The sequence below is a fragment of the Nocardiopsis sp. CNT312 genome (genome assembly GCF_000515115.1).
In the GTDB taxonomy this organism is placed as follows: domain Bacteria; phylum Actinomycetota; class Actinomycetes; order Streptosporangiales; family Streptosporangiaceae; genus Nocardiopsis.
In genome coordinates, this window is sequence record NZ_AZXF01000022.1 from 26,917 (window position 1) to 51,299 (window position 24,383).

17 protein-coding genes are annotated in these 24,383 nt (G+C 69.7%); 7 read left to right on the top strand and 10 right to left on the bottom strand.

What is annotated here, in order from left to right:
- Positions 1-359: 359 nt before the first annotated feature.
- Entirely contained in the window at positions 360-1,694 is a 1,335-nt protein-coding gene (gene hisS, locus B042_RS0111165) for a histidine--tRNA ligase (RefSeq protein ID WP_028648360.1), read from the top strand.
- Between the two features lie 215 nt (positions 1,695-1,909).
- Here hisS and B042_RS0111170 read toward each other — a convergent pair whose 3' ends face one another.
- Complete coding sequence (locus B042_RS0111170; RefSeq protein ID WP_028648361.1) at positions 1,910-2,620, bottom strand: zinc ribbon domain-containing protein; 711 nt, start codon at positions 2,618-2,620, stop codon at positions 1,910-1,912.
- A 153-nt stretch (positions 2,621-2,773) separates the two neighbouring features.
- On the opposite strand from B042_RS0111170, the gene B042_RS0111175 reads away from it, so the two are divergent.
- The 3 genes from B042_RS0111175 to B042_RS22865 all read left to right on the top strand — a co-directional run bounded on the left by B042_RS0111175 (position 2,774) and on the right by B042_RS22865 (position 9,015).
- Positions 2,774-5,200: a LuxR C-terminal-related transcriptional regulator gene (locus B042_RS0111175; protein WP_028648362.1), complete on the top strand. Its 2,427-nt coding sequence runs from the start codon at positions 2,774-2,776 to the stop codon at positions 5,198-5,200.
- 150 nt (positions 5,201-5,350) lie between these two features.
- On the top strand, positions 5,351-7,873 hold the full coding sequence (locus B042_RS0111180; protein ID WP_231493936.1) for a LuxR C-terminal-related transcriptional regulator: 2,523 nt from the start codon (positions 5,351-5,353) through the stop codon (positions 7,871-7,873).
- Between the two features lie 293 nt (positions 7,874-8,166).
- Complete coding sequence (locus B042_RS22865; RefSeq protein WP_036554710.1) at positions 8,167-9,015, top strand: AMP-binding protein; 849 nt, start codon at positions 8,167-8,169, stop codon at positions 9,013-9,015.
- A gap of 54 nt (positions 9,016-9,069) precedes the next feature.
- On the opposite strand, the gene B042_RS0111190 is transcribed toward B042_RS22865, so the two are convergent.
- The 6 genes from B042_RS0111190 to dxr form a co-directional block, all read right to left on the bottom strand.
- Entirely contained in the window at positions 9,070-9,582 is a 513-nt protein-coding gene (locus B042_RS0111190; protein ID WP_028648364.1) for an ATP-binding protein, read from the bottom strand.
- A gap of 343 nt (positions 9,583-9,925) precedes the next feature.
- On the bottom strand, positions 9,926-10,768 hold the full coding sequence (locus B042_RS0111195; protein WP_028648365.1) for a GNAT family N-acetyltransferase: 843 nt from the start codon (positions 10,766-10,768) through the stop codon (positions 9,926-9,928).
- A gap of 80 nt (positions 10,769-10,848) precedes the next feature.
- Positions 10,849-12,486, bottom strand: coding sequence for an alpha/beta hydrolase (locus B042_RS0111200; protein ID WP_028648366.1), 1,638 nt, complete (start codon positions 12,484-12,486; stop codon positions 10,849-10,851).
- Positions 12,487-12,861: 375 nt separating this feature from the next.
- The gene (ispG, locus tag B042_RS0111205; RefSeq protein WP_028648367.1) at positions 12,862-14,016 is read right to left on the bottom strand and encodes a flavodoxin-dependent (E)-4-hydroxy-3-methylbut-2-enyl-diphosphate synthase; all 1,155 of its coding nucleotides are present in this window, start codon (positions 14,014-14,016) and stop codon (positions 12,862-12,864) included.
- 252 nt (positions 14,017-14,268) lie between these two features.
- The gene (locus B042_RS0111210; protein ID WP_028648368.1) at positions 14,269-15,621 is read right to left on the bottom strand and encodes an RIP metalloprotease; all 1,353 of its coding nucleotides are present in this window, start codon (positions 15,619-15,621) and stop codon (positions 14,269-14,271) included.
- 21 nt (positions 15,622-15,642) lie between these two features.
- On the bottom strand, positions 15,643-16,857 hold the full coding sequence (dxr, locus tag B042_RS0111215) for a 1-deoxy-D-xylulose-5-phosphate reductoisomerase (RefSeq protein ID WP_028648369.1): 1,215 nt from the start codon (positions 16,855-16,857) through the stop codon (positions 15,643-15,645).
- Positions 16,858-17,041: 184 nt separating this feature from the next.
- On the opposite strand from dxr, the gene B042_RS0111220 reads away from it, so the two are divergent.
- The 3 genes from B042_RS0111220 (at position 17,042) to B042_RS25685 (ending at position 21,414) form a co-directional block, all read left to right on the top strand.
- Complete coding sequence (locus tag B042_RS0111220; RefSeq protein ID WP_081748737.1) at positions 17,042-18,742, top strand: CocE/NonD family hydrolase; 1,701 nt, start codon at positions 17,042-17,044, stop codon at positions 18,740-18,742.
- A 721-nt stretch (positions 18,743-19,463) separates the two neighbouring features.
- Positions 19,464-20,651 carry an ATP-binding protein gene (locus B042_RS25680; RefSeq protein ID WP_155989024.1) on the top strand — a complete coding sequence of 396 codons (1,188 nt, stop codon included), beginning with the start codon at positions 19,464-19,466 and terminating at the stop codon, positions 20,649-20,651.
- A 7-nt stretch (positions 20,652-20,658) separates the two neighbouring features.
- A complete protein-coding gene (locus tag B042_RS25685; RefSeq protein ID WP_155989026.1) occupies positions 20,659-21,414 on the top strand; it encodes a hypothetical protein in 756 nt (251 codons plus the stop codon).
- An 869-nt stretch (positions 21,415-22,283) separates the two neighbouring features.
- Here the strand turns inward: B042_RS25685 and B042_RS26090 are convergent.
- The 3 genes from B042_RS26090 to B042_RS0111235 all read right to left on the bottom strand — a co-directional run bounded on the left by B042_RS26090 (position 22,284) and on the right by B042_RS0111235 (position 24,189).
- On the bottom strand, positions 22,284-23,270 hold the full coding sequence (locus tag B042_RS26090; RefSeq protein ID WP_051415634.1) for a phytanoyl-CoA dioxygenase family protein: 987 nt from the start codon (positions 23,268-23,270) through the stop codon (positions 22,284-22,286).
- 51 nt (positions 23,271-23,321) lie between these two features.
- The gene (locus B042_RS24365) at positions 23,322-23,894 is read right to left on the bottom strand and encodes a DUF6879 family protein (protein WP_155989028.1); all 573 of its coding nucleotides are present in this window, start codon (positions 23,892-23,894) and stop codon (positions 23,322-23,324) included.
- Between the two features lie 94 nt (positions 23,895-23,988).
- The gene (locus B042_RS0111235) at positions 23,989-24,189 is read right to left on the bottom strand and encodes a hypothetical protein (RefSeq protein WP_028648371.1); all 201 of its coding nucleotides are present in this window, start codon (positions 24,187-24,189) and stop codon (positions 23,989-23,991) included.
- Positions 24,190-24,383 lie beyond the last annotated feature (194 nt).

Sequence of the window (24,383 nt, forward strand, 5' to 3'; positions counted from 1 at the left end):
TCACGGGCCTACACCGGTTCCCGCACCGTGTGGGCGTCTTTACCTGATTGTGAGCGACCGTATCCGGCCGTGTCCGGACCTGCCCCCGACCAGTGGCGGAGTCTACGGTGGATGCTGCCCCCACCGAAGCGCGGCCGCGGACAGCTCCTGGCACGAGCCCGCGGCCACCGCGGGGGCGGCGCCCCGTCGGCCCGCACCCGTCCACGCGGGCCGGCGGGGTACCGCCGCACGGCTCACGGCCTCCGCCGCGCGGTTGGCTCTAGGATGGACACCATCCCCTCCCCCGTGCCGCATCCGGCGGTCCGCGCGGGGAGCGGAGCACACCCGTCGATCTCTCCCGAGGGAGCCGAGAACCCCACATGTCCCAGCAGCGTGTCGTCCGCCCCACCCCCATCAGCGGTTTCCCCGAGTGGACCCCCCAGGTCCGGGCCGTGGAGCAGCGCTGGCTGGACCATATCCGGGCCGGGTTCGAGTCCTTCGGGTTCGCTTCGGTGGAGACGCCGTCGGTGGAGAACCTGGACGTCCTGACGGCCAAGGGCGAGACCTCCCAGGAGGTCTACACGCTCCAGCGGCTCCAGGCCGAAGCCAAGGACGACACCGACGCCAGGCTCGGGCTGCACTTCGACCTCACGGTGCCCTTCGCCCGCTACGTCGCCCAGCACTTCAACGAGCTGGCCTTCCCGTTCAAGCGCTACCAGATACAGCGTGTGTGGCGCGGTGAGCGCCCTCAGGAGGGCCGGTTCCGCGAGTTCACCCAGTGCGACATCGACGTGATCAACGTCGACTCGGTGCCGCTGCACTTCGACGCCGAGCTGCCACGGATCGTGCACGGGGTGCTCAGCGGCCTGGACCTGCCCGCCTGGACGCTCAACGTCAACAACCGCAAGGTCCTCCAGGGCTTCTACGAGGGGCTCGGCATCAAGGACCCGGTCGCGGTCATCCGCGCCGTGGACAAGCTGCACAAGATCGGCGACGACGGCGTGCGCGAGATCCTCCTGGGCGAGGGCCTCGATGACGGACAGGCCGACGCCTGCCTGTCGCTGGCACGCGTGCGCGGGGCGGACGCCGTCGAACGGGTCCGGGCCCTGGGGGTCTCCTCCGACCTGCTCGACGAGGGGCTGGAGGAGCTCTCCTTCGTTCTGGGCGACCTCGCCGACCTGCCCGAGGGCGACGTAATCGCCGACCTGTCCATCGCCCGCGGGCTGGACTACTACACCGGCACGGTCTACGAGGCCTCCTTCGACGACGACCCCGGCTACGGGAGCATCTGCGCGGGCGGACGCTACGAGGACCTGGCCGGGCAGTTCATCCGCCGCCGCCTGCCGGGTGTGGGCATCTCCATCGGTCTGACCAGGATCTTCGCCAAGCTCGTGGCGGAGGGCCGCATCGTGCCCGGGCGCGCCTGCCCCACCGACGTGGTGGTCGTGGTGCCCGGTGCCGAGCAGCGGTCCGAGGCCCTGCGCACCGGAGCTCTCCTGCGTGAGCGGGGCTTCAACACCGAGGTCTTCCATTCCGCCGCCAAGGTCGGCAAGCAGATCCAGTACGCCGCGAAGAAGGGCGTCCCCTTCGTGTGGTTCCCGCCGTTCGGTGCCGACGGCGGGCACGAGGTGAAGGACCTGGAGTCAGGCGAGCAGGGCCCCGCCGACCCCTCGACCTGGAGCCCGGAGCGGTGGCCTGGTGTGGCCGCACCGTAGCACGTTCGCGGTCGGCATGGGCGGTTTCGGACCGCTTGTGCCGAAACCGGCCAATGTGGAGACAGGTACGGGCGTCCGGTGCGACACTCGGCACAAAGACCGTGTCCTTTTCGCCCGCGGCGCCCTGGGCGCGCGGCGGACCGATCCGCCGTCCGATTGACTTCCCCCTCCCTGAAGGGAGGGGGTCCGGCCGTCCCCGGAGGGACGGTTCCACCCTAGGTGGACTGCCTCGCGGCAGCGGCTTCCTGCTTCGTTGCCGATCGCGGAAGGGAGGGCCCTTGCCGTCTGACACCAGCTCCACAGGCGTCGCCCGCGCGTGCGCGGACTGCGGCTCGACCAGCCGCAAGGATGTGCTTGGCCGCGTTGACGTCCCGGTCGTGCCGGGCGCGGCGGCGGGGGCACGCCCAGAACCGGGTGCCCAGCGGCAGTGTGTCCAGCAGGTGCCCGCAGTGCGCGCACGTCTTGGCGGAGGGGAACCACCGGTCCGCCACGGCCAGGGTGCGGCCGCGGCGGGCGGCCTTGTACTCCAGTCGGCGGCGGAACTCGCCCAGCGTCAGGCGGCCGTCGCGCACACGGAACGCGCTGCGGGTGTAGTGCGCGCTCTGGCGACTACTGCGGCTTTTGAACCGGGGGGAGCGGGCACGGCCGGAGAAGAAGTTCTGGAAGGCCGTGTGCTGGTGGCGGAGCGTCTGCTGGAGGGGGACGGAGGACACCTCGGACAGGAACGCCAGATCGGTGGTCTTCTTCCACCCGGTCAGCGCCCGGCCGGTCTGCCCGTAGGGGGTCTTCTCGCCCCGCTGGTGGTACGCGGCGTGCCGTTCGGCCAGGGTCTTGTTCCACACCAGGAGCACGCACCCGAACGTGCGGCCCAACTGGGTCGCCTGTGCGGGGGTCGGGGAGGCCCGACACTTGCACGCCGTTCGCATGCACGAAACCTTACGAGGAATCCAAGTATGAGCAAAAAGCCCGGTGGTGCCAGACATGGACATGTCCAGCGCATGTGCCGCTGCGCGGCGGACCGGGTTCCTCCCCGGCCTGAAGGCCGGAGCATCCTCCGGGAGATCAGGTAAATCGAGGCCATGTCCCACCCCCGCCACAACCTTCCCCTGTCGGCAGGCGAGTTCGTCCGATTCGTCGGCCGTGAGCGCGACATCATCGATCTGAGCAGAATCCTGGGCACCGCCAGGATGGTCACGCTGACCGGAACCGGCGGTATCGGCAAGACCCGTCTCGCCCTCCACCTGGCCGAACGCGTCCTGCGCCGCTTCCCCGACGGTGTGCGCTTCATCGACCTCAGCGAGGCCGCCACCCACCGCCAGGTGCTGGCGGCGGTGGCGGTCGGCCTCCAGGCGGTCGAGGACGACTCCCGCACTCCGTTGGAGGCGGTCATCACGGCGCTGCGCACCCAGGACCTCCTCCTGCTGCTGGACACCTGCGAGCACGCCGTGGAGTCGATGGCCGAGCTGTGCCGGGAGATCCTGCGGCACTGCCCCCGGGTCCGCATCCTGGCGACGAGCCGCCAGCCCCTGCACATCCCGGAGGAGAACATCTGGCGGGTGCCGCCCCTGTCGCTGCCCGCACGGCCCACGCCCACGGACCCGAACGCGGCCGACCCCGCCCCGCTCCCCCGGCGCTACGAGTCAGTGCGCCTGTTCGTCACCCGGGCCCACGCGGCCCGCTCGGGCGGGTTCGAGATGACGCGGGAGAACTCCGGCTACATCGCGGAGATCTGCCGGATCCTGGACGGCGTGCCGCTGGCCATCGAACTGGCGGCGGCCCGGGTGCGGGTGCTCTCCGTCCAGCAGATCCTGCACAGGCTCGACGACCGGTTCCGGCTGCTCACCAGCGACGGCTCCGAGGACCTCCCCCCGCGCCAGCGCACCCTGCGCGCGGTGCTGGAGTGGAGCCACGACCTGCTGACGGAGCCCGAGCAGCTCCTGCTGCACCGGTTGTCGGTGTTCACCACCTGGTGCCTGGAGTCGGCCGAGGAAGTGTGTTCCGGAGACGGTGTGGACCCCGCCGACATCCTGCCGCTGCACTTCTCGCTCCTGGACAAGTCCCTGGTGGTGATGGACGCCGAGGTGAACGGCACCGCCCACTACCGGCTCACGGAGACCGTGCGCGCCTACGCCGCCGAGCGGCTGGCCGCCGGGGGCGGGGAGGAAGAGCGGTGGGAGCGGTACCTGCGGCACCTCGTCCACTGGTTGGAGGCCCGGGCCGCGGACGTGGGCAAACCGATGCCCTGGGGGGAGCGCCTGGGCCTGGTGCGCTTCATGGACCACCACCGGGAGAACCACACGCGGGTCGTGGAGTGGGCGGTGGCCCACGGACGGGTGGAGGACGCCCTGCGCGTGTGTGTGGCACTGCGCCCCTACTGGACGGTCCGCGACCTCTCGGCCGAGGGCAGCCGCGTCCTGGAGCGGGTGCTGGAGACCGATCCCGACGGCCAGCCGCCGGTCCTGCGCACCCGGGCCCTCGCGCTCCAGGCGGAACTGCGCCTGGAACTGGACTCCGCGCCCCGCGTCTTCGCCCTGGCCCGGTCGGCTCTGGAGGCCGCTCGTGCCTGCCGCGAACCGGGGGCCGCCGCCTCCGCACTGACCGCCCTCGCGGAGCTGGCCCTGCGCACGGGGTCCACGGACGAGGCCTACGAGCACGCCGAACAGGCGTGGAGGTGGGCGCGGCGGGCCAACGACCCCGTCACCGACGCCGCGCTCCTCACCGTGCGGGCCCTGCTGTGCAGGCGCCGCGGGGAGGCCGACCGGGCCGTCGAACACCTGGAGCTCGCCATCACGGCGGCCGAGGAGCTGGGCGACCGGTGGACGGTGGCGCGCGGACTGCACGGGCTGGGGTCGATCGCGGCCGAGCGGGGCGAGGCGGTGCGGGCCCGCGCACTGCTCTCGGACGCCCTGGAGGTCTTCACCGAACTGGGTGCGGCACCTGCCACGGCGCGCTGCGCCCGGGAGCTGGGCCGCCTCCACCTCGCCGAGGGGGAGACCCTGGAGGCCCAGGAGCCCCTGACGACGTGCCTGCTGGTGAGTTTCGCGTCGGGACAGCGGATCGCCGTGGCGCGGGCTCTGGAGGCGCTCGCCGACCTGGCGCTGGCCGAAGGCGAGGCCGAGCGCGCGGGGGCCCTGGCGGGGGTGGCCTCCGACCTGCGGACGTCGCTGGGCCGGCCGTCGGCCGAGACCGTCCGGCTGAGATCGGTGGTGGAGCGGCAGGTGGGCGCTTCCGCGGCCGCCGACTCCTGGAACGCCTGGCGGCACCTGCCCCTGGAGCAGGTACGCGACCGGGCCCTGGCCTTCCCCCGTTCGGGCGGGCCCTCGTCCCTGACACCCCGGGAGCGTGAGGTGGCCGAACTCGCCGAGACGGGTCTGTCCAACCGGGAGATCGCCGAACGGCTCATCATCAGTCAGGCCACCGCGGCCCGGCACATCGCCAACATCTTCAGAAAACTCTCCATCTCCTCCAGGACGCAGTTGACCGGCTGGACCTCCGCCGAGGACTGAGCCCGGGGCGCGCCGGAACGCGCAGAAGCACTTGCACAGTGCGCGTGCACGCGCTAAACCAGAAACCCGAGAGTCCCTCCTCCCGACACCGTCCGCAACCCCTTCCGTCCCCGGGTGGGGCCCTCCCCGACCGCCCCTACATTGAAGGCCATGGCACCTCTGACCGCGCCCGCACGCCACAACCTCCCCCGGCCGGGTACCGGGTTCGTGGGTCGTGAGCGGGACCTGAGTGACCTGCTCCGGCTCCTGGACACACGCCGCTCCGTCAGCCTGTGCGGCTCCGAAGGCATCGGCAAGACCCGGTTGGCGCTGCGTGTGGCCGAGCAGGCGACGGTGTCCTTCCCCGACGGGGTGTGGTTCGCCGAACTGGGCGACGCCTCCTGCGCCTCCGAGGTCTACGTGCGCATCGCCGAGGCCGTGGGGGTGATCGAGGAGCCCGGACGACCGCTGTCGGCGACCGTTCTGGCGGCCCTGCGCCCGCGTCGGCTCCTGCTGGTGCTGGACCCCTGCGACCGCGCGGCCGACGAGGTGGCCGGGGTCTGCGAGACCCTGCTGGAGACCTGCCCGGGGGTGGCGCTGCTGCTGACCGGCCGGGAGCCGGTCCACCTGACGGGCGGGACCGTGTGGCGGGTGCCTCCGATGGCCATGCCGGTGGCGGCGCGCGGCGCCCCTCCGCCCGACCCGGCGGGCGCGGAGGCGGTGCGCCTGTTCACCGACCGGGCCCGGGCGCGCGACCCCAGGTTCTCGGTCTCCTCCCACGAGTGGGGGACGGTGGCGGAGCTGTGCGACCTGGTCGGCGGTGTCCCCATGGGCATCGAGGTGCTCGGGGCGAGTGCCCCGGGGATGGGCCTCGACGCGCTCGCCGCGGGGCTGCGGGAACACCTGGCCTCACCCACCGCACGCCCCGGTCCGGGGCAGGCGGTGGCGCGCAGCGACGTACTGCCGCTGGTCTTGGCCTTCGTCCACAAGGACCTGACGGGGCCGGAACAGGCGCTGCTGGCCCGGCTGTCGGTGTTCCGCGGCTGGGACCTGGAGCTGGCCGAGCAGGTGTGCGCGGACTCCGAGGTACCGGAGGCCGACATCCTCGACCTGCTCTCCTCCCTTCTGAACCGGTGCCTGGTCACCGTGTGCGGAGAGGTCGAGGGCCGGGTGCGCTACCGGCTCACGGGGGCCGTTCTGCGGTTCGCCCAGGGGCTGCTGTCGGCGCGCGGGGAGGAGGCGGACTTCCACGAGCGGCTGCGGGACCGGATGCTGCGGCTGGTGGAGGGGCTCAGCCGACGGGTCGGGGTGAGCGAACCGATGCCCTGGGCCGACCGGGACCTCGACCGGCAGCGGATCAGGACCGAGTACGAGACGCTGCGCTCGGTGCTGCACCGGGTGCACGGGCAGGGGGCCCTCGAAGCGGGGCTGAGCCTGTGTGCGGGCCTGACCTCCCACTGGATGAGCTACCACAACGCCTTCGAGGGCGAGCTGTGGATGGACCGGTTCATGGAGCCCGACGAGGCGGCCAAGGCGCCGTCGTGGGCGCACGCCCTGGTCTGCCGGGCGCAGTTGGCGCGTGTGCGACGCGACGACGACCGGGCCCTGGAGCTGGGCGAGCAGGGACTGAGGCTGTCCCGAGAGGCCGGGGACGAACTGTTCGTGCGCGTGTGCCTGAACATGCTCGCGCTCGTGGAGGTGCGCACCCGGTCCTGTGACCGGGCGGCCGTGCGTGTCGAGGAGGCCCTGCGGCTGTGCCGCGACTCCGGAGACCTGTTCGGCGAGGCGATCGCCCTGGGCACCCGGGCGGCCCTGGTCGCGCAGCAGGGCGACCTCACCGTCGCCGACCAGTACTTCAACGCCGCGCTCACGCTTCTGCGGGGTATGGACCACCGCTGGGGCGTCGGCGTCATGCTCATGGGCCAGGCCGTCGCGGCGGAGGCCGGCGGCGACCTGGTGACCGCGGACCGCTCCTTCCGGGAGGCCCTGGACACCCAACGGGTCATCGGTTCGGTCCCCGACGAGGCGCGCTGCCTGGCCGGGATCGGCCGTGTCGCCCACGCGCAGGGCCGCAGTGAGCAGGCCTACGACTACCTGAGCGAGGGTTTGGGCCTGAGCCACGCGGCGGGCCAGCGGGCCGACGCCGCGCGAGCGCTGACCGCGATCGCGCGGGTGGCCTTCGACGGCGGCGAGAAGGAACGGGCCTGCCGCATCGCCGGCGCGGCGGCGGCCGTCCGGGAGCAGTTGGGCCGGGACCCCGAGCGGGCGCCGTGGCCGTTCGGGGACGCCGAGCGGCTCCGCCGCCGCAAACGGCAGTTGATCGGCTGGTGGGAGCACGGCCGGGAGATGGATCTGTCCGAGGCGGTCCAGGAGGCCGAGCGACTGGCCGAGGAGGGCAACGGGCACGGCCCGACGCGCGGGAAGGGCACCTCCCGGGGCACCCGGGGTGCCCGGAGCGGCGCGTCCACCGCGGCTCCGGCGGCGGCGAACGGTGCTCAGCCGAGCCTCACTCGGCGGGAGTGGGAGATCGCGCGCCTGGTGAGCGCCGGCAAGAGCAACCCGGAGATCGCCCGGGCGCTCTTCATCACGCCGTCGACGGCGGCGCGGCACGTGGCCAACATCAACCGCAAGATGGGGTTCAACTCACGCAGCCAGATCACGGACTGGGTGGAGCGCAACGGCACCGCGAGCTGAAGGCTCCGGTACCCGGCGCTCCGGCACGGTCCTGGGCGTTTCCCGAATCTACATATGCATATGCACCGCATAGTGCATGTGCATTCAACCGTGAAGACGCTAAGCTTCAGGCAACTGGGGAACGGACCCGTGACACCGGCCCGCCCCGGGCCGGAAGGACCGCTCCGGAAGCGTCGCGTCCCGGAGATCAGGACGTGTGTCCGCACCGGATGCGGATGTGACCCGGGCTCGCCACGTGGAGGGGGCATGGCGAGCCCGGGTCGCCACAGCGCCACGGCAGAGTTGGGGTTTGCATGGGGGTAGGGCTGATTTCGGGACCGCAACGACCAGGACGCCACCTGCCGCGCAGGGACGATCCCATCGGATCCCTGACCGGCGGGCTATGCGAGCGGCTCCGGCTGCGCCCCGCGCTGGGCGGGACGATCCGCGGCCGGGGCAGCAGGGTGGAGGCGCTGACGTTCGCCGCAACGGTGGAGCGGGCCGCGGCGGGACTGAGCCACCGGGGCATGTGCTTCAGCGACGTGGTGGGGATCCTCGCCCCGGTCTCGCCGGAGCGCCTCCTGGCCACGTACACGGTGATGAGTGTCGGGGGGCGGGCACTGCCGCTGTCGACCTCGTCCGACCTGGAGACCCAGGGCGCGATCCTGGCCGAGACCGACGCCCGCCTGCTCCTGGTCACCGCGGACCTGGCCCCCACAGCGCTGGAGCTGGCCGAGCGCTCGCGGGTGCGCCAGGTGATCGCCTTCGGCGACGCGCTGGGGACCACGCCCTTCGACGAACTGCTGCGCCCCAGCCCGGACGGCAGCGGCTACCACCCCTCACGGGGGCTCTTCGACAACGGCATCCTGGGTTATGAGCGGACCAGTGACGGGGTGCTGGCCACCCTGTACCCGCACAGCGACCTGATGGGGCGCTTCTCGCTCCTGCGCGACCGGCTGGCGCTGTCGGCCGACGACGTGGTGGCGGTCGACGAGCGCGGCGACGAGCCCACGCGCGTGGCCCTGGTGGCCCTGGCGCTGTGGACCGGCGCCTGCGTCGTGGCCGGTGCCGACGCGCCCCTGCCGGAGGGGCGCCGGGTGACGGTCCTGTGCGAGCCCGACCCCGTCAGGGTGGCGCACCCGGCGCCAGGAAGCGGACGCTAGGAGAGGGCCGCCCGGCACCCGCGTCGGCGCGGGTGCGGCGAGCACCGACCGGCGTCATGAGGGGGCCGGGTCGTCGATCTCGAACCAGGCGACGTGGGTCGTCCCGGCCCGGTACTCCCCGCTGCGCGTGGCGCAGTTGTCGACGATGAACCGTCCGCGGCCGTAGTCCTCGCCGTCCTCGCGGGTGTACCCGCCGTCACCCTCGCGCTCGCCCTGGTCGGCGACGGCGACGCGGAGCCGCCCGTGCCCCGAGCGCAGGAAGAGCGTCATGACGCCGCCGCTCTGCCCCGAGCGCGAGTGCAGGAGCGCGTTGGTGGCGAGTTCGCTGACGGCCAGTTCGGCGTCGTCCAGGGCGTCGTCGCCGTGCCCCTTCCCCGAGAGGAACCCACGGACGCGGGAGCGGATGGACCTGATGGCGGTGAGGTTGCCCGCGCAGCTCCAGACGGTGTGGTCGGTGGCGTCGCCGGAGGGGTCCCCGGCCTCGGTCCCGGGGGGGAGGGGTTCGGTGCCGCGGAATCCGGGCGCGTCCGAGGACACCTGTTCCCGGAGCTGCCTCGTCTCCGCCATCCGGTCACTCCCCTCACCCGCGACGGACGCGCGGGGTGCGCCGCCTACAGCACACAACCTTAGACAAGGGTGGTCCGGGGCAGGGACGGCACACCCGGTTTCGGCGCGGCCGGGATCGGCCCTACGGCTCCGCCGCGTGTTCCCCCTCTTTGCGGACAGGGATCAGGGTACACACCGCGACCACCATGAGGTGACGTGCGACACACTGCGTGGCGCGATCGTTCGACCGGCAGGCACCGGTCGGGGACCGATCACCGCTACCGTTACCGGTTCGCGCGGTGCACCGTCGCGCACAGCGCGGTGGAGCTCCGCGTGAAGCTCACGGCCGTGCGGGTCGGCCTTCTCAGAACAGCACCGACATGACCTCGCCCACCTGGCGGAAGCCCACTCTGCGGTAGGTGGCGCGCGCCGCGGTGTTGAAGTCGTTGACGTAGAGCGTGACACGGGGGGCGATCTCGGCGAGGGCGTAGCGGACCACGGCCGCCATCCCCCCGGCGGAGTAGCCTCGGCCGCGCAGCTCGGGGTGGACCCACACGCCCTGGACCTGGCAGGCCTGCGGGGTGACCGCGCCGATCTCGGCCTTGAACACCACGCGCCCGTCCTCGATCCGGGCGAACGCCCGTCGACCGCGGACGAGTTCCTCGACCCGGGCACGGTAGAGGGCGCCGCCGTCGCCGGAGTCCGGCGGGACCCCCACCTCCTCGGTGAACATGGCGACGCAGGCGGGCAGCAGGATGTCCATCTCGGAGCGGCGGACACGACGCACGGCGGGGTCGGGACGCACGGCCGGGGGGCCGTCGATCTCCAGGACGGGCTGGCTGGCGCGGATGGCGCGTGCGGGGCCCCAGGAGGGGGCGAGCTGCTCCCAGAGGTCGTTGACGGCCTCGACCGGGCCGACGATGGAGGAGCAGCGGCGCCCGCGCCAGCGGGCATGGTCGGCGAAGGTGCGGATCGCGGACGGTCCGGCGTTGATCGGGACCAGGTTGGCACCGGAGTAGCACAGGGCGTCCAGGCGTCCGTCCTCGACGTGCCCCCACAGTTCGGTGCCGCTGAAGCCCGAGGAGATGCGCGTGGCCCTCAGCCGCGAGGCGACGAAGACGTTGCCCACGGGATCGGTGTCGAGGATCGCCCTGACGGCCGGCCGGTCCCGCTCTCCGAGGATCCGTACCGGCGTGGTCCGAAGCATCGCGTATCCCCCATCGTTGTCGATCCTGCGATGCGCGCCGGAAGGGAGGGCCAGAGCCGGTTCGCACCGCTTCCAGAGTATTAGACCGGCTGTCGGCACTCATCGGAGCGCTCCAGCCGGACCGGGCCGACGGGGTCGGCCCGTGTGGCCGGGGCACCCTGCCCGGTGCGGGGGGCGGGTGCGCTCCGGGCCGCACAGGCGGTGTCGGGCCCCCTGCCGGTGCGCTCGGGCAGGCGCCCGTCGCGCAGGTAGGCGGTGACGGTCTCGTCCACACAGGTGTTGCCGCCGAAGGTGATGCCGTGGACCCTCCCGCCGTCCTCGGTGACCAGGACCGATCCGGGCAGGCGGGCACGCAGGGCGTGGGCGCCCTCGATGGGGGTGGCACCGTCCTCGGTCCCGTGCACGATCAGGGCGGGGCCGGTGTAGGCGGAGTGCTCCCCCGGGCCGTCCCCGACCTGGAACCAGTCCCCGGACTCGGCGGGCCAGTCCACGCACGGAGCGTTGTACCAGGTGTTGTGCCATCCCATGAAGGGGGCCGCCACGTGTGCCTTGGCGGCGTCGCCGCGCCAGGTGCCCCAGTCGTCGGGCCAGTGCGCGTCAGTGCACTGCACGGCCAGGTAGCCGCCGTAGGCGCGATCGCCCTCGGGCGCCTCGCCGAAGCGTGTGTGCAGGTCGACCAGGGCGGCGGGTTCGCCGTCGTTGACGCGGGAGGACAGGGCGCGGGCGACCGCGGGCCAGACGGCGTCGGTGTAGGCGGCCACGAGGACCGCGGTCTCCAGTTCGGTGGGGCCGACGGTGCCCTCGTCCGGTGCGTCGGCCAGTTCCGACCGCAGGCGGTAGTAGGCGTCGGCGACCGCGCGCTCGGTGGTGCCCAGGCGGTAGACGCCGTCGTGCCGGGCGGTCCACGCGAAGAAGTTGCCGATGGCGCGGTCCAGCGCGCGGCTCTGGCGGTGGTTGCTCTCGTACCAGGGGGTGTCCGGGCCGACGGCGCTGTCCAGCACGAGCGCACGGACCCGTTCCGGGTAGAGGGCGGAGTACACCGTGCCGAGATAGGTGCCGTAGGAGTAGCCGAGGTAGTCGATCCGCTCGCGGCCCAGGGCGACGCGGACGGCGTCGAGGTCGTGGGCGGTGTCCTCGGTGCGCATGTGGTCGAGCAGCGCCCCGGTGTTCTCCCCGCAGGCGCGGGCGTAGGCCGCTGCCGCCTCGCGCAGGGCCTCCTCCGCGGAGGCGTCGGCGGGCACCGTGTCGGGCCGGACGGGGGCCAGGTGACCGGGGTCGCAGACGATGCCGGGGGTGGAGGCGCCAATGCCGCGGGGATCGAAGGCGACAACGTCGTAGCTCTCGCGGAGTTCGGCGGGCATGCGGCGGGCGGTGTGCGCGGCCCAGTGCCGGGCGCGGCTTCCGGGACCGCCGGGGTTGACGAGGAGGGTGCGCTCGGGGGTGCCGGTGGCGGGCACCCGGCTCAGCGCGAGTTCGACGGTGGCCCCCGATCCGTCGGCGGGCGCGCCGTCGGCGGTCCGGGCCAGGGGGACCTCCAGGCGGGCGCACTCCAGGGCCTCGCCCTCAACGGCCTCCAGGTCCGCGCAGGGCCCCCAGGCGAGGCCGGGTGCGGCCTGTTCCGTGTCGGGGGCCGGGTCCTGGGCTGTGGCCGGGGCTGCCGTGGCGAACGCGGCCAGGAGGACTCCCGCGGAGACGGCTGCCCGGGTTCGTCGTCGCATCCGTGTCCTCCCCCACCGTGGCCTCTCTCTGCATTGTCATCACGACGGAGAGTGAAAACGGGAAGCGACACGGGCCCCGGGGCTCCCTCTTCGGCGGCATGCCCATGATTCGCCCATAGCTGAATGAAAAGCACACAGCGCACCCGATCCGTGTCGGCGATGCGGATCAACGCACCGCCGGGCCCGAACCGAGCGCCCGGGAGATCCCACCACCCCTTCGCCAGTGGCACGGATCACCGTGGCACGTGACCCGCACCGCTCGACGCGGCAGGGCTTTCACCCGGTGCAAGCGTTCCCGGCCACAGCCGCCCGGCACACGAGGGGCGGGGCCGGGCTCTCCCGGCCCCGCCCCCGGAGCGTGTGTCCGGTGCGGCCTCAGCCCGCGACGGCGACGGTGGGCTCTCCGGGCTCGACGGACTCGCCCATCTCCTCGGCGATGCGCATGGCCTCCTCGATGAGGGTCTCCACGATCTGCGACTCCGGGACGGTCTTGATGACCTCGCCCTTGACGAAGATCTGTCCCTTGCCGTTGCCCGAGGCCACCCCGAGGTCGGCGTCGCGCGCCTCGCCCGGGCCGTTCACCACACAGCCCATGACGGCCACGCGCAGCGGCACCTCCATGCCCTCCAGGCCGGCGGTGACCTCCTCGGCGAGCGTGTACACGTCCACCTGGGCGCGGCCGCAACTGGGGCAGGAGACGATCTCCAGGCCGCGCTCGCGCAGGCCCAGCGACTCCAGGATCTGGGCGCCGACCTTGACCTCCTCGGCCGGGGGCGCCGACAGGGAGACGCGGATGGTGTCGCCGATACCCTCCGAGAGCAGGGCACCGAAGGCCACGGCCGACTTGATGGTGCCCTGGAAGGCCGGACCAGCCTCGGTGACGCCCAGGTGCAGCGGGTAGTCGCACTTGGCGGCCAGCAGCCGGTAGGCGTTGACCATCACGACCGGGTCGTTGTGCTTGACCGAGATCTTGATGTCGCGGAACCCGTGCTCCTCGAAGAGCGAGCACTCCCACAGCGCCGACTCCACGAGCGCCTCGGGCGTGGCCTTGCCGTACTTCTCCAGCAGCCGCTTGTCGAGCGAGCCGGCGTTGACCCCGATCCGGATGGGCGTGCCCGCCTCGCCGGCGGCCTTGGCGATCTCGGCGACCTTGTCGTCGAACTTCTTGATGTTGCCGGGATTGACGCGCACGGCCGCGCATCCTGCGTCGATGGCCGCGAACACGTACTTGGGCTGGAAGTGGATGTCGGCGATGACCGGGATCTGCGACTTCCTCGCGATGATCGGCAGCGCGTCGGCGTCGTCGTTGGTGGGCACGGCCACGCGCACGATCTGGCAGCCGGCGGCGGTCAGCTCGGCGATCTGCTGGAGGGTGGAGTTGATGTCGGAGGTGCGGGTCGTGGTCATCGACTGCACGGACACGGGCGCGTCCCCGCCCACGGGGACGTTGCCGACCATGATCTTCCGCGACACGCGCCGGGTCGCCAGGGGACGCGGCGGGGTTACGGGGATACCGAGATCGACGGACACGCTTGATTCACCTCGTCGTCTGCCGCCGTGAGGGGGCGGCCTTGATTCGTCCGGATGCGAGAACACAGGGCGCACGGCCGTCGGGCACGGTACCGCGCCCGCGGCACCGAATCGCCGGGCCGCCGCCGAGAGCGTGGGCCCAGGTTACCCGCAGCGCGGGGACCAAGGGGCCGAAACCGTCCGCCACCTCCCTCAACGGGCGTCGGCGGCCCGATCTTCCCCCTCACGCAACCCCGCGTTCACTCTCCGGCGTCAGCCGAAGAGCCGCACGGGGTTGAACAGGTCGGCGATGAGCAGCACCACGCTGAACACCAGGAAGCACGCCACCACCACGTAGGCCACCGGTGTCAGCATCGCCACGTCCACCGGGGCGGGGGCCGGGCGGCGGGTCATCTTCGACCAGGCGCGCTTGAGCCACTCCCAGAGCGCGCCCGCCATGTGGCCGCCGTCCAGCGGCAGGATGGGCACCAGGTTGAAGGCGAACAGGAAGAGGTTCACCCCGGCCAGCATCTGCATCATGATCGCGGCGGTGTCGGCCACGGGCAGACCCTGGGACATGATCTCGCCGCCGATGCGGGAGATGCCGACGATGCCCACCGGGGAGTCCTGGGTGCGCTCCTCGCCCAGGAAGGCGGCGGCGAACACCTCGGGCACCTTGCCCGGCAGGTCGATGAGGGCCCGGCCCACGCTCACCAGCATGCCGCCCATCTCGGCGGCGGACTCGCCCAGGGTGAGGGTGGACCGCTCCTGGGTGAACACGATCCCGAGGAAGCCCACGGTCTCGGTCTGGTAGACGCGGTAGCCCTGGTCGTCGTGGACCCAGTCGCCGTCGGCGTCGGTCTCGTAGAGGATCTCGCCCTCGGCGTCGCGCGCGGGCAGCTCGTTCTCGATGATGTCGACGTCGAGGGGGAGGCGCTCGCCGTCGCGCTCGACCACGATCTCGGTGGTGCCCAGGGAGTGGCGGATCTCCTGGCTGGCGCTGTTCCAGTCGGGGGTGGGCACGCCGTCCACCTCGACGATGGTGTCGCCGGCCGCCAGGCCCGCCTCCGCCGCCGGGGTCGGCGGGTGCTCGCCGGTGCACTCGGTGGCGGTGCTGGTGGCGGGGACGACGCACTCGGTGACCGCGCCGATGGTGCTGGTGCTCTGCGGGATACCGAGGCCCATGAACAGCACGCCGAGCAGGATCGCGGCGAGGACGAGGTTCATGCCCGGCCCGGCGAACATGACGATGAGCCGCTTCCACGGCGCCCGTTGGTAGAACTGCCGGTCCTGGTCCTCGGGGCCCAGGTCGACGAAGGAGGCCTCGCGCGCGTCCTCGGCCATGGCCCGCCAGCGGGAGAGCGGCCGGTCGCCGCCGGTCCTGCGGGCGGGCGGCATCATGCCGACCATCCGCACGTAGCCGCCGAGCGGAACGGCCTTGACTCCGTACTCGGTCTCGCCCCTGCGGAAGGACCACAGGGTCTTGCCGAAGCCGACCATGTACTCGGTGCACTTGATGCCGAACATCTTGGCCGTCGAGAGGTGGCCCAGTTCGTGCCAGGCGATCGAGAACAGCAGTCCGAACACGAACAGGACGATCCCGATCGCGGTCATCAACGCGACCATGCAGCTCTCCTCAACCGGTGTTCAGCTCCGGCCCGTCAGAAGTTCACGCGCACGCACGCGGGCCCAGGTGTCGGCGGCGTACACGTCGTCCAGGGTCAGGCGGGCCGGGGGGCCGACCGGGGGTCGCTCCGACCGCTGATGTTCAGAGACTACCCGCGACACGGTGTCCATGATGGCCGGAAACGCGAGGTTTTCCTTGAGGAAGGCGTCGACCGCCTCCTCGTTGGCGGCGTTGTAGACGGCCGGGGCCGTACCGCCCGCCGCCCCCACCTCGGCGGCCAGACGCACGGCGGGGAAGGCCTCGTGGTCCAGCGGCTGGAAGGTCCACTCCTGGGCACGGGTGAAGTCCAGGCCCGGCCCGGCCTCGGGCACCCGGTCCGGGGCGCCGATCCCGTGGGCGATCGGGATGGCCATGCTGGGCGGGCTGGCCTTGGCGATGGTGGAGCCGTCCACGTACTCGACCATCGAGTGCACGACGGACTGCGGGTGGACGACCACGTCGATGCGGTCGAAGGGGATGTCGAACAACAGGTGGGCCTCGATGACCTCCAGCCCCTTGTTGACCAGGGTGGCGGAGTTGACGGTGATGACCGGCCCCATGCTCCACGTGGGGTGGTTCAGCGCGTCCTCGGGGGTGACGGAGGCCAGTTCGTCGCGTCTCCGGTTCCGGAAGGGGCCGCCGCTGGCGGTGACCACCAGGCGGCGCACCTCGTCGCGGCGAGCGTGCAGGTGTCCCTGAGCGAGGCTGGCCAGTTCGCCCTCGGGCACGCGGGGGAAGCACTGGGCCAGGGCGTAGTGCTCGGAGTCGACGGGGACGATCTGCCCGGGGCAGGCCGCCTCCCGCACCAGGGGACCACCGATGATCAGCGACTCCTTGTTGGCCAGGGCGAGCCTACGCCCGGCGCGCAGCGCGGCGAGGGTGGACTCCAGGCCCAGGGCCCCGGTGATGCCGTTGAGCACGACGTCGCACTCGGCCCCGGCGAGTTCGGCGACCCCCTCCGCCCCGGTGAGAACGGCGGCGCGGCTGCCCTGCTCGGCGAGGGCGCGCTCCAGGGCTGGAGCCTGGGCGGGGTCGGCGACGGCCACCAGGCCGGACCCGAGTTCTACGGCCTGCTTGGCGAGCAGGTCCACCCTGCCGCCGCCCGCCGCCAGGCCCGCCACGCGGAAGCGGTCGGGGTTGCGCTGGACGATGTCGACGGCCTGGGTGCCGATGGAGCCGGTGGAACCGAGGAGCACTACTGATCGCTGCTGTTGTCGCACGTGGTCATTGTCCCGCACCGGGGCCGCCGCCGCACCCGGACCTCGATCCCGGCATCCGCCGGGTTTCAGGGGGGTTTACATCCACGCCCGCACCCCTTAACTTTACTGTTTAGTAAGTTACCTCACAGTAACTCGTGTCCCCCGCCACACCGACCCCCCGATGGCGAAGGCGCGCGCCATCGGAACCTCTCCCCCTGCCCCCCAGAACCGGAGGTTCCCCGCTTTGCGGACCGCGACCGAGACACCCCCCTCCCGCTCCCGAACCCGCCGCGCCCTCACCCGCCTGCTGTCGGCGGGGACGGCGGCACTGCTCACCGCCGCTCTCCTGCCCGCCGCACCGGCCGCCGCCGCCACGGTCACCGTCACCCACGAGACGATCGTGAGCCACGACGGCGCCGAACTCTCCGCCAAGGCCATCACCCCCGGCACCGACGGCCCGCACCCGCTGCTGGTCATGCCCGCCGCCTGGGGCACCCCCAACCTCATCTACGTGGGCGCCGCCCACCGCCTGGCCTACGAGTCCGGCTACCAGGTCGTCGCCTACACCTCGCGGGGCTTCTACGACTCCGGCGGCGGCATCGAGGTCGCCGGCCCCGAGGACCGGGCCGACGCCAGCGCCGTCATCGACTGGGCCCTGGCCAACACCGACGCCGACCCCGACCTGATCGGCATGGCCGGCATCTCCTACGGCGCGGGCATCAGCCTGCTCACCGCCGCCGAGGACGAGCGCGTGGACGCCGTCGCCGCCCTCAGCGGGTGGGCCGACCTGGCGGCGTCGCTGTACCCGAACCGGACCATCAACGAGCAGGCCGCCGAACTCCTGCTGCTGGCGGGCAACCTCACCGGCAGCCCCGGCGAGAAGCTCCAGATGATCGAGGAGGAGTACCGCGACGGCAACGTCGCGCCGATCGTCGAGGCCAGCCTGGACCGCTCCGCGATGCACAAGGTCGACGCGATCAACGCCAACGGCACCGCCGTGATGATGGCCCACACCTGGAACGACGGCATCTTCAACCCCAACCAGATCACCGACTTCTACGAGGCTCTGGAGGGCCCCAAGCAACTCATGCTCACCCCCGGGGACCACGCCACCCAGGACGCCTTCGGCGCCCTCGGCCTGCCCGACGAGGTGTGGTCCGCCGCCGGCGACTGGTTCGACCACCACCTGCTGGGCGAGGACAACGGCGCGGCCGCCGCCGACCCGGTGCGCGTCAAGCCCAACAGCGGCGGCGGCTGGACCTCCCACGCGGACTGGGCGTCGGTGACCGGCCGCACCGACGCGTACTACCTGGGCAAGCCGAGCACCAGTTGGTTCCGCTGGCAGAGCCGGGGCGCCATGGCGGCCGAGCCCGCCACCGGCTGGGAGTACCGCTACCGGTCCGGGTACGGGACCAACGCCCAGAGCGGCACCATCCTGCTCACCGGCGCGCTCCAGCAGTTCTTCGACGTGCCGACCGGCGTGTCCCTGCCCAGGGTGGACCGCTACCACTCCGCCGTGTGGACCGGCCCCGCCTACCCCGACGGCGTCCGTATCGCGGGCACCCCGCGGGCGGAGCTCACGGCCACGCCGACCTCAGCCGACCAGACGCTGTACGTGTACCTGTACGACATCGACGAGCGGGGCCGCGGCGCGCTCGTCTCGCACGCGCCCTACAGCCTGCGCGACACCACCCCCGGTGAGCCCGCCCAGGTCGGCGTCGACCTCCAGGACATCGTGTGGGACGTGCCCGCCGGGCACCGCCTCGCGGTGGTGGTCGACAGCGGCGACCTGCGCTACGCCGAGGAGAACGACCCGTGGGACCGGGTGACGGTGGCTTCGGGCGAGGAGTCCCCCGCCCGCGTCACCGTCCCGCTGGGCTAGAGCGGACCGGTGCGCCCAACGCGCCAGGACGCACCGGCCACCGCCCGGCCGCCCGCGGCAGGAGCCGCGGGCGGCCGGGTCCTGTGCTCAAGCAACTTCTATTCCATAGACGCACAAGGGTGGTGCGGTGCCGGTATACGTCGGCACCACACCACCGAGCCACCTGCACAAGGCGACATAAGGTCAGCTTCGTTGCCGCGCTGCTCGGTGCAGCCTGAGCACACCGACGGCGGCTGCCATCGCAGCCAGAAGAGATCCACCCACCGCGGCCCACCACGGCGCCTCCGCTGCGACGGCCACTGCACCTACAGCCAGAGCTACGGTGCCCGCTGCCGCGACCATGCAGATGCCGACATGCGCCGTCTCCGTGGACGAGTTCGTCGGAAATCCTGCCGACGACCGTGCACGCAGCGGACCGAAGGACACGTCGATCGAGTGATGCACCCGCTGCCTGTCGGATTCGTGGGCCCCATCACTCGTTGGTGAGGAAGTAGCGGCAACCTGATCGTTCATCCGGCCGTTGTGGGGCATGAGCCCATCCGTGTCCCCTCCAGCACTGGACGTGACACGCCCGTCCTTGGAATCATTCACCGTGGCGCCTCTCCTGCTCCCGGCGGTCGCCTCTGCCTTACACGACCGCTCACCACCAATCGTGTCTGGCTCAGCGAACCCTGTGAGGGACAGATGTCCTTGACAGGATGACGTACAATCCGGGGGCTGCATGACGGATTCGCAGACTGATGCGCCGATCAACGAGGACACCGTCTCCAGAATCATTCGTGACCTGGTGACCAAACGTGAATGGTTCGCCTTCGCAGCTCAGGGAACCGCAATCCTCGCCAGTCTGATCGTCGACAACCTCCCCCCAAACGGAGAACTGGTTCTGTTCGTTCTCCTGATCACCCATTCCGGGCTTGCCTGCTGGTGCTTCTACAAGCGCAAGGGACCATTCGGGCTCGGCTGGGTGAGCGCAACCATCTGGGTTTGTTCAGCCTTCCTTTCCCCTCTCTTGATGGTTCAACTCATTCCACAGGGCGAATACGGAAGCACCCCTTCCTGTGTCCAGATGTGTGGCTACCCTGTCGCCCCCGTACTGGTCATGGCCGCGTACCCCTGGGGACGGAGCCCCGGCACACGTCTGGCTACAGAACTCGGCGTGCTCCTACTCATTGGGATATCCCCACTACTAGTCATTCTGAGTGCAAATGGCCGATTCACCCCCGAGAATCTTTGGGCGGTTTTGATGTCATTCCTGTACGTAGCCATCTACTACGTCGCGGGGCGAACGGTGCACAGCATGTGCAAGCAAGCGGCCAACAACCAAGCAGACCAGACAAAAAGAGAGCTCAAGATCCTTGATAATCTATTTCACAGTGACAGCATAATCCTTCTTTCCCGCCTAAAAGAAAGGGCTGAGAATGGAGAATTTGAAAAAATACCAAGACTGATCGAAGAAGCAGAAAAAAACATGCGCAAAGCAGAGATAGACACCTATTTGCGCATGCCTAATGTAAACGTCTTACGCCTACTGAGGAAATACATTAATACATCACCGATCCGAGACCAGATAATATTGAGAGCACCCTCGGGTTCATTCACTCTGGAGAATCGTGCAGGAGAAGTGGTGTACAGAACAGTCTCTGCACTCGTAACCAACGCCCAGCAACACGGAAGCCTCCCGGTTTTCCTCACTCCGAACTGCGTAAGAAATGTTTTTTACCTGGAAGTTAGAGACTCGGGAAACGGGATCAATTCCAACGAACTGAATAACGAAAGAAACAGCCTGCCCAGCATGCGAAAAGAGCTACGAAGACTAGGGGGAGATCTGACCATTAAATCCACACCTGGCGAAGGAGCACGACTTTTGCTATACGTTCCCGTAGAGCACGGCCCCGAATCTGAAGCGTAGGAATGAGATGGATGTTCTTCTGGTTGATGACGCCATACTCATCGATGACGTTGCAGAGGGACTAACCAGGAGAGGTCACCAAGTACACACGGCCAGCGACCCGCACCAAGCAAGACAGGCGCTGAATAGACACACCTTCGACGTCGCCTTGGTTGACATTCTTTACACTCAAGAAGTCGATTCTTTGGAGGAGAATCGGAGGAAGAAGAAACTATCCATCACCCATGGACCCTTCATTGCCAGTTGCCTAATGGTTTTGAAATCAATCTCCGACCTGCAGCCCAATGTCCGCACCGCCCTCTGGTCCGAAAGCGACGACAAACGCCTCCTCCATATGCGCTACGCCCAGGAACACTTCGGCGTGAAGAATTTCTACCGCAAGAACACCAGTGGCAGCTCTAGACTTGACCAAGCCATACGGGAAACTGCAGCAGGAAAGAAGTACATTGATCCGGGACTCGAAGAGGAAGGCATCGGGGCCCCCTGGATCCCCCTCGGCATGACTTTGCTGGCCAATCCTCGGCATCTTCCCCTATGGCGGGCCTTGGCCTGCGGCGCACGATCGAACCACGCGATCAAAAAAGCAGTGACACAGGCTGGCCTGTCCTACAAAAGAGACGACCTTGGCGAAATGGCACGGGAGGCCAGCTCCACACGCCCTTTCGACGATCTTGACGGGAACCCTCTGGCATATTGCAGTGTATATGCTCAGATCCACCAAGCATTCTTGTTCGATGCGACAATCGCAGAACAGATCAAATGAACGCATCCGGAAATATCAAAAGAAAAAATCTTGGCAAGGGACCAGGACCGTGGGATATCGGCCGGTGGCGTCTCCTTCGTCTACGACTACACCGCGCCTTTGCTCCAAGGCTTCCCGTCCTACTTGCGTTCGTGATCCTCGCAGTCTTCATCCTAATCTCCATACCATACTTCCTCGAAGATTCAACTCCACGCACGGTCAACGGAATCGTGGAATGCTCTTCGGGGCGAGCCGTGCAAGGCATCTGGGTTCAGCCATCTGGTCGTGTTGGGGGCTGGGCTGACTGGACGACCCGCGAAGACCCTGCCATCGCCCACTACACACGCGATAACGTCCGAGGCCCCTACCGGATAAAGGTCGGGTGCGGAAGTGCCTTCGGGGAATGGGAGTTCGAGGTGGCCTCCGAGATGATCATACGCTCAGAGAACCACTTCGTGTGCACGGATGGCAACATCTCAGGCGGTCCCGGACCATGTCTTTCTACAGACTCTTCTAAAAACGACTAACTCCGAAAATCAGATCATGGCAAAGACGAGGAGGAGCCTCCAGCGAACAACGGATCCTTGCCTGCCTTCGGGGTTCTCCCCATGACAAACCCCGACGCGGTGACAGCCAGGCGGCGGCGACGGGTACCGGGAACATGGGCATACGCCCACAGCGCCTGCTCCTCCGAAGCCCGTGAACGACGCACGCACCAGAGAGACCGTTGGACTACCAGGGCTGTTTCAAATTCGGAGTGAGAGACGTGTTCTCCCCGACCGGGGGATCCTCAGCCGACCAAGAGAGCGGGTGAACGCCTCGTAGGAGACCCAGCGGACCGCTTCGGGAATGCTGGACATTCCCAGCCCCGCCAGCAGCGGGAGGCCCGGTTACGCAGCATCGCCATCCCCGGCACGCACTCGGGAGGCATCCTCGCCCAAGCTCACGTCCCACACATGGTGTAGCGCCTCAATCCGCCCATGCCCCCGCACCAGGCCCGCCAATCGCTCCGGGCCGGCCTGCGCCGCGCTCAGACTCGTGACCACGTAGGCGTAGGTGCGCCGTACCCTCCCGGTGGCCAGGTCCTTGACCCACCTGTGCGCCCGTAGCACCTTCTTCGTGTACGCGAACGCGGTCTTCGGTGTGGTGAGCACCCTCACGGCTTTGGTCTCATACCGCACGTGGCCCCGCTCCGCGGTGGGGAACAGGGTGGGCTCCTGCACCCACGGCAGCGCTTTGACCTGGGCGAACAAGGTCGGCTGGTTGGCCTTCGCCGTCAGGACGCAGGGTGCCTTGCGTTCGGCGACCAGGTGTTTGGCGGTGTCGGTCCTGGTGTGCGAACCCGGCAGGACACAGAGCGCGCCCTCCTCGCGGGTCACCCGCCGGAGGTAGATCAGGCAGTGGATCTGGTGCGGAAAGCAGAAGAGGGGCGGGAGCGGGTCCGGGATCACGGGTGTGTGGGCGTGCCAGGGCACGGCGACACCGGCCCGGCCCGCGTAGTTCATCCGGGCCTCCAGGTCGATCCACACCTGGGGACCGAGGAGCGACCGGGCGATGGACAGCGCCGGTTCGAGTTCGATGAGCGGGTGGAAGGCCCGGTCCTTGTCGAGCAGGGAGCGGAGGTAGATGTTCTCGCCGGGGAGGTGCTCGGCCTCCGACAGGCCCTCCTCCGCCTCGGCGAGCCCCGCGACGGCCCCGGACAGCTCGGCCGCGGTCTGCGGTGTGAGCATGCGGCGGTGCACGAGGTAGCCGTCGCGGACGAGCGCCTCCAGGTCCCCGGCACGGGCCGGGGTGGTGACGGAGCGGGTTGGGTAGCCGTTGACCTGGTCGTTGATCACGAAGTCCGTGCGTAGCCCGGGTACTTCACCGGGGGTCATGTGTTCTCCACCGTGCTGAACGGGGTGTCCGGGGCCGTCGGCGGTGCGTGCCTACCGACCGGCCGCCTGCGCGTGCGCCGCGGTCCCGGGTACCGCCAGCGGTTCGCTGCGGATCGCCCTGAGCAGTTCGGCGAGGGGGAACGAGCGCCGGTGGAACTCCTGCCACGCGGCCCTGGCCTCCGTGAGCCGCGCCGGGTCCTCGTTGTTGTTGATGTAGAGCAGGCACCCCTGGTCGTCGTAGCTCAGGTCCAAAACGGTGGTGTCGTCGAAGATCCAGGTGTCGGTGTAGACCAGGTCGGGGACGTCCTCGCGGAAGATGAAGCGGATGTCCTCGCCCGCGGCCCCGTTGACGGCGTAGTACCAGTCGATCTCGAACTGGAGGTAGGGGGTGAGGTGACGGTCGATGATGTGGACCCGGCCCATGTACTTTCCCGCGGCCGCGCACGCCCGTATGTTGTCCGCCCACTCCCTGTTGCGGTCGGGCGGCAGCGGCGCACCGCTCATGTAGAGGTCGTAGTTCTCCCTTTCCTCTCCGACATCATAGGCCCCGAGGGTTTCGATGCGTGTGGCCGATGAGGAAAAATCGGTAAAGTAGCGCCCGAACTGCTCCATATTAATGATCATGGGATATTTCCCTTGTGTCGTTCGTGTTCCGGGCGGGCCGCGCCGCCCCCGGGAAGCGTCGCCCACGCAACACCCACCGGGGACGGGGACGGGGTCAGGATCCGTCGCTGGCCAGGGCTCTTTCGAGGATGTAGCGGGGGATCTCGACCAGGTTCTCACCAGGAGGAAGGCTGATCCCCACACGTTCTCCGTCGACGGAGAAACCCTGTACCACGATGGTCTTGTTCTCGGTTTCGTAGACCGTCGGGCAGGGGCCGTTCCCACACCCGGATCCACCGATCTGCTTGAGTGCCACCGCACTCTCCTCTGCGAGAATAAGGAGCAGGTCGATTTAACCCTACCCGGAATCAAATAACCGTCAACCCATTCGGAGAAGGCGAATCCAGGCGAAAATCAGACCACAGGGGAACGAACTTTCCCATCTCGGGAAACAAGGGACTCCGAAATCCCAGCGGCCCCGGAACGGACCTCGTTTCGGAGGCCGGAAGG

Coding starts and splice junctions, on each gene's coding strand:
- B042_RS25680 (WP_155989024.1), top strand. CDS start 19,464: ATGACGGATTCGCAGACTGATGCGCCGATCAACGAGGACACCGTCTCC.
- B042_RS24365 (WP_155989028.1), bottom strand. CDS start 23,894: ATGATCATTAATATGGAGCAGTTCGGGCGCTACTTTACCGATTTTTCC.
- B042_RS0111175 (WP_028648362.1), top strand. CDS start 2,774: ATGTCCCACCCCCGCCACAACCTTCCCCTGTCGGCAGGCGAGTTCGTC.
- B042_RS22865 (WP_036554710.1), top strand. CDS start 8,167: ATGGGGGTAGGGCTGATTTCGGGACCGCAACGACCAGGACGCCACCTG.
- B042_RS0111170 (WP_028648361.1), bottom strand. CDS start 2,620: ATGCGAACGGCGTGCAAGTGTCGGGCCTCCCCGACCCCCGCACAGGCG.
- B042_RS0111195 (WP_028648365.1), bottom strand. CDS start 10,768: ATGCTTCGGACCACGCCGGTACGGATCCTCGGAGAGCGGGACCGGCCG.
- B042_RS0111180 (WP_231493936.1), top strand. CDS start 5,351: ATGGCACCTCTGACCGCGCCCGCACGCCACAACCTCCCCCGGCCGGGT.
- B042_RS0111220 (WP_081748737.1), top strand. CDS start 17,042: ATGGCGAAGGCGCGCGCCATCGGAACCTCTCCCCCTGCCCCCCAGAAC.
- hisS (WP_028648360.1), top strand. CDS start 360: ATGTCCCAGCAGCGTGTCGTCCGCCCCACCCCCATCAGCGGTTTCCCC.
- B042_RS0111190 (WP_028648364.1), bottom strand. CDS start 9,582: ATGGCGGAGACGAGGCAGCTCCGGGAACAGGTGTCCTCGGACGCGCCC.
- B042_RS25685 (WP_155989026.1), top strand. CDS start 20,659: ATGGATGTTCTTCTGGTTGATGACGCCATACTCATCGATGACGTTGCA.
- B042_RS26090 (WP_051415634.1), bottom strand. CDS start 23,270: ATGACCCCCGGTGAAGTACCCGGGCTACGCACGGACTTCGTGATCAAC.
- B042_RS0111200 (WP_028648366.1), bottom strand. CDS start 12,486: ATGCGACGACGAACCCGGGCAGCCGTCTCCGCGGGAGTCCTCCTGGCC.
- B042_RS0111210 (WP_028648368.1), bottom strand. CDS start 15,621: ATGGTCGCGTTGATGACCGCGATCGGGATCGTCCTGTTCGTGTTCGGA.